The organism is Arthrobacter sp. H41 (assembly GCF_000520535.1).
GTDB lineage: Bacteria > Actinomycetota > Actinomycetes > Actinomycetales > Micrococcaceae > Arthrobacter_D.
The window spans coordinates 1-4,954 of record NZ_AZRZ01000459.1 but is presented as its reverse complement, the minus strand read 5'-3'; the positions used below and the strand labels follow the sequence as shown (position 1 = coordinate 4,954).

Annotated in this window: 5 protein-coding genes; 2 read left to right on the top strand and 3 right to left on the bottom strand. The window is 67.9% G+C overall.

Translation table 11 applies throughout. The features are described 5' to 3' along the window. Together malQ and Y705_RS0101265 are read left to right on the top strand one after the other, a co-directional pair. The coding region (malQ, locus tag Y705_RS16430; RefSeq protein ID WP_253908433.1) for a 4-alpha-glucanotransferase at window positions 1-2,090 on the top strand (2,090 nt) is incomplete at its 5' end. A gap of 57 nt (window positions 2,091-2,147) precedes the next feature. Then, the gene (locus tag Y705_RS0101265) at window positions 2,148-3,080 is read left to right on the top strand and encodes an NAD(P)/FAD-dependent oxidoreductase (protein WP_026531556.1); all 933 of its coding nucleotides are present in this window, start codon (window positions 2,148-2,150) and stop codon (window positions 3,078-3,080) included. A gap of 34 nt (window positions 3,081-3,114) precedes the next feature. On the opposite strand, the gene Y705_RS0101260 is transcribed toward Y705_RS0101265, so the two are convergent. The 3 genes from Y705_RS0101260 to Y705_RS16425 are packed head-to-tail and all read right to left on the bottom strand — an operon-like array spanning window position 3,115 to window position 4,647. Then, window positions 3,115-3,837: an alpha/beta hydrolase gene (locus Y705_RS0101260; RefSeq protein ID WP_216698696.1), complete on the bottom strand. Its 723-nt coding sequence runs from the start codon at window positions 3,835-3,837 to the stop codon at window positions 3,115-3,117. A gap of 52 nt (window positions 3,838-3,889) precedes the next feature. Then, window positions 3,890-4,171: an acylphosphatase gene (locus Y705_RS0101255; RefSeq protein WP_216698694.1), complete on the bottom strand. Its 282-nt coding sequence runs from the start codon at window positions 4,169-4,171 to the stop codon at window positions 3,890-3,892. A 32-nt stretch (window positions 4,172-4,203) separates the two neighbouring features. Beyond that, window positions 4,204-4,647, bottom strand: coding sequence for a hypothetical protein (locus Y705_RS16425; protein ID WP_049822084.1), 444 nt, complete (start codon window positions 4,645-4,647; stop codon window positions 4,204-4,206). Between the last annotated feature and the right edge of the window lie 307 nt (window positions 4,648-4,954).

The following is a 4,954-nucleotide window of genomic DNA, read 5'->3' as shown; positions in this document are numbered from 1 at the left end:
ACCGGGTGGGCACCACCTTCCTGGGATGGGACGGCGAGCCGAAACAGGTGGAGCGCGAAACCCTCGTCACGGTGTTGACCGCCCTCGGCGTGCCGGCCGGCACCGATGAGGATGTCAGGGAGTCGCTCGTCGAGTTGGACGCCGCCCCGTGGCGCAGGCTGCTGCCGCGCGTCGTCGTCGTGCGGGAAGGCCGGCTGGGCCCAATTCCGGTCCACGCGCCCGCCGGTGCCGAGGTGCGGGTGTGGGCGACCGGCGAGGACGGCATTCATTACAGCGGCATCGTGGACGCTTCTCCGATCGCCGAGCGGGAGATCGACGGCGAGAAGCGGGTCAGCCTCTCCGCAGTGCTTCCGCATGCGCTGCCGCTGGGCTGGCATACGCTTCACGCGGAGATGGACGGGCAACAGGCGCAGTGCGCGCTCGTCATCACGCCCGACCGCCTCTCCACGACGCAGCGCCTTCTCGACAAGCGGTCCTGGGGGCTCATGGTGCAGCTCTACTCGGTGCGGTCCTCGCGGTCCTGGGGAATCGGGGACCTCGGGGACCTCGGTGCCCTTGCCCAGGTGGCGGCAGGGAAGGGCGCGGGATTCGTGCTGGTCAATCCCCTCCACGCCGCCGAACCGGTGCCGCCCGTCGAGCCCTCGCCCTACCTGCCCACCACGCGGCGCTTCTTCCACCCGATGTACCTGCGGATCGAGGACATCCCGGAGTATGGACGGCTCGACGACGAAGGCCGGGGCCGGGTCGACGAGCTCGCGAGGGGCTTTCTCCGGTCCAACACGAGTGCTGACCGACTGGATAGGGATGCGTCCTTCGGGGCGAAGCTCGAGGCGCTCGAGCTGGTCTTCCGTGTCCAGCGTCCCGGTCAACGGCAGGGTGATTTCGAGGAGTTCCTCGCGCACCAGGGACAGGGGCTGAGGGACTTCGCACTGTGGTCGGCGCTCGCCGAGACCTACGTTCCGGGTGGACCCGAGTGGGCGAAGGTGGGGAGGCCGGGCAGCGCGGAGGCACTCGCCCAGGCCGAGCTGCTGGCGCCCCGCATCGAGTTCCACGAGTGGCTGCAGTGGCTGTGTGACGAACAGTTGCAGGAAGCCCAGCTGGAGGCGACGGGAAGCGGGATGGGCATCGGCATCATGCACGACCTCGCGGTGGGAGTCCATCCCAGCGGGGCCGACGCCTGGACGCTGCAGGACGTCCTGGCCTCCGGCATCAGCGTGGGCGCGCCGCCGGACATGTTCAACCAGCACGGGCAGGACTGGAGCCAGCCGCCGTGGCATCCCGAGCGGCTTGCCGAGTCCGGGTACCAGGCCTTCCGGGACATGCTGCGCAACATCCTCCGGCATGCCGGCGGGATCCGCATCGACCACATCCTCGGGCTCTTCCGGCTGTGGTGGATTCCGCAGGGCTCCGCGCCCGGTGGCGGGGCGTACGTGTACTACGACCACGAGGCCCTGATCGGGATCCTCGCACTGGAGGCGGAGCGCGCGGGCGCCGTCGTCGTGGGTGAGGATCTTGGCGTCTTCGAGCCGGGGGTCCAGGAGTACCTGGCGGAGCGCGGCATTTTCGGGACATCCATCCTGTGGTTCGAGCAGGACGACGACGGGCCGATCGTCCCCGAGAAGTACCGGCAGGGGTGTCTGACCACCGTGACCACGCACGACCTGCCGCCGTCGGCCGGCTACCTCGTGGGCGAGCATGTTGCCCTGCGGGAGAAGCTCGGTTTGCTCAGCAGGCCGGTCGAGGAGGAACGGGCCGAGGACCAGGCGGTGCAGGAAACCTTCCTGTCGCTGTTGCGGAAGAGGAAACTGCTGCCCGCGAAAGGTGAAGCATCGGTGCAGGAGACGGTCGAGGCGCTGCACGCGCTGATTGCCCAGTCGCCGTCGGTACTCCTCGGGGTGGCACTGGCGGATGCTGTGGGGGAGCGCCGCACGCAGAATCAGCCCGGCACCAACGACGAGTACCCGAACTGGCAGATCCCGCTGGCCGACGCGGACGGTGAGGCCGTGCTGATCGATCATCTCGAGGACAACGCGCGTTTCACTTCATTGGTGAAGGCTTTGGGCACCAAAGCCGCACGCCGCGTCAAGTGAGCACGCACGATTCTCGGCAGGCTGACCGATTGCACCCTTTCGTGGTCGGATAGAAGCATGGTCGAGGGGGAAGCGGAACAGTTCGATGTGGTTGTGGTGGGCGGCGGAGTAGCTGGGCTCAGCGCGGCCCTGGTGCTGGCGCGGGCCCGACGCCGGGTGGCCGTGGTGAACGTCCGGCAGCCCCGGAACGCACCGGCCGCGGCCGCCCAGGGCTTCCTGACCCGCGATGGCGAGTCGCCGCTCGAGCTGGTGCGCCTCGGCCGGGAGGAAGTGGAATCCTACGGGGCGGTTTTCTTCGATGGCGAAGCGAGGACCGCGCGGGACGACGCCGGCATCTGGACCTTGGGGCTCGGCGACGGGAACACCCTGCGCGTCCGCCACCTGGTGCTGGCCACCGGCTTGAGGGACGTCCTGCCGGACGTCGAGGGGGCGCGTGAAGCCTGGGGCAAGGGGCTGCTGCAGTGCCCCTATTGCCATGGTTGGGAGGTGCGCGACCGTGAACTCGGTGTCCTTGCCACCGAGGAAACATCACTGCAGCAGGCAGTGCTTCTGCGGCAGTGGTCATCGGCAGTCACGCTGTTCACCCACACGTTGGGGACCATTCCGTCCGACGACGCACTCACGCTCGAGGCGCGGGGTGTGCGGATTGTCGACGGCGCAGTCCGCCGCCTCGTTTCCGGGCCCGCCGGCCTCGAGTCGGTTGAGCTTGCTGACGGGACGGTGGTCGAGTGCGCGGCGGTGTTCTGCGAGCCTCAGGCCGAAGTGGATTCGCCCCTGATCTCGGCCCTCGGCTGCGATTTCCGGGAGGACGGCTGCGTGGCCACCGACGACCTCGGCCGCACGAGCATCGACCGCGTATGGGCTGTCGGCAATGTGGCGGATCCGGGTGCACAGTTGATCTCGGCGGCGGGGGATGCGTACCGGACGGCGGTTTCGGTGAACGCGATCCTTGCCTTCGAGGACGCCGAGTCCGAAAAGGCGTCTCGCTGACCGGGCCGGCGTTCAACTTCAGCCGGGCCGGTTTTCACCTGGGCCGGCTCCAGTCCAGCCACGCCGCGGCTTCCTGCACGATGTCCGCCGGCACGGTATGCGGCCCGTCGAACTCCCGGTATGTCACGTCATATCCGTCGTCCTCCAGGGCGGGGATGATGCGGCGGCTGGTGCTGCGGATGGGGAGGACGGTGTCATTCACCCCGTGCGACACGAACACTGCCGGCTTCCCATTCCGCGGGCCTACCGGGATGAAACCGGGCGAGAAGGCGAGAAGGCGCCGGAAAAGCCCGCCGTTCGCCAGGCCGAGACCAAGAGCATAGGATGCGCCGTCGGAGAACCCGGCAACGCCGATCCGTTCGGGATCGATGGCAACCGACCGGAACACCTCCTCAAGCGAGCGGTTGAGGAGGTCGACGTCGGGCCCGTAGCCGTCCCGGATGGCATCCCAGGTGCTTCCCCGCGAAGCCGGTGAGAGAATCACGATTTTGTACTGGTCGGCAAGTGGAGTGAGCAGCGACAGCCCGCCGACGGCATCACCCCCTGCGCCGTGCAGGGAAACCAGCAGGGGCGCAGGCTCGTCGGGACTCAGCGCCGCGGGCACGTGGACGAGCGAGTCCCGTTCCTGTTCCACGTCAAGCGGATGTGAACCCGGCGGAATGGGGCTTCTCGGCGATACCTCGCCCGGCCGCGCGGCGAGGAGCGCCGGATGTGCGGCGTTGTTCAGGCGCCCTCCACCAGCGTTGCAACCGCTCACGGCTCCGAGTGCCGCAGCACAGGCTCCGAAAAGGACGGCTCGCCTCGCCGCTTCAAAGGCACTCAAACCCCGTGGAGCTTCCACTGGATTCTTTAAGTGCCGCGTCAACAGAATCGACACGGCCCGGCGTCTCGCCGGCTTCGATCCGGCGGAGCAGTTCGGTCAGGCCCGACGTCGGGCCCTCCGCCACCAGCGATACCGAGCCGTCCGGATTGTTGATGGCGGACCCCGTCAGACCGAGATCATCGGCGGAACGGCGTGCCCAGTAGCGGAATCCCACCGCCTGCACCTCACCCGTGATGGTCGCGGTGAGGCGCTGCGGCTTGGAATTCAACACCGTCTCCTGGTGATCCGCTTTTCCGAGCCCTACAGCGGTGGGCGGGTTTCGTCGTCCTGGTTCAGGAAGGGCGTGATGTCAACCTGCTCAGGGTCGCCACCGCCGGGGCCGGTGCCGTTCGTTCCGCCGGCCCCGCCGCTTCCGCCAGTGGTTGTCCCGCCGGTTCCTTCACCGGTGCCGGTGGATGTTACTACCGGCACTGTCGGGCTCCCGGAGGCCGATCCGCTACCGGACCCGCTACCGGACGAATCCGACGACTTGTCCCGCTTCAGAGCGCCGGTCAGCTTCTCCTGCACCGCGGGCGCCTTGGTCCTGACCGACTCGGTGGTACTGGAAACCTTCTCCTGGACCTTGGGGTCGTTCCACAGTTCGGTGGCCTTCGTCTTGATCTTCTCGTAGCTCCCGCGACCGGCGCGGGACCCCAGGACGTAACCGGCAGCCATACCTGCGGTGAAAACAAGCTTGTTCTTCATGGTGATGCTCCATTCTTCTCGAGGGTGCGTTCCTTCGAATCTAGTCCAAGGGTTCGGCAGGCGCGAGGGCGACATTGGATCGGCCTCCCCATCAAGTGCTCAGTAATGACGGCTCGGCGCGCGGTTTCACGTCATTGGTGCGCACTTGATTCGGGGAGGGCACGACGACGACGGCGTCAGCAGGGCCGATAGGTTTTGCCACCCGGGGCGTAGCAGCGCGGACCGGTGTACCCCGGGTAGGGGTCTGCCGCGGGTGGTGCGGGTGCAATGTACGGTGCGGGGGCGGGTGGAATGTACGGTGCGGGGG

Coding starts and splice junctions, on each gene's coding strand:
- Y705_RS0101265 (WP_026531556.1), top strand. CDS start 2,148: ATGGTCGAGGGGGAAGCGGAACAGTTCGATGTGGTTGTGGTGGGCGGC.
- Y705_RS16425 (WP_049822084.1), bottom strand. CDS start 4,647: ATGAAGAACAAGCTTGTTTTCACCGCAGGTATGGCTGCCGGTTACGTC.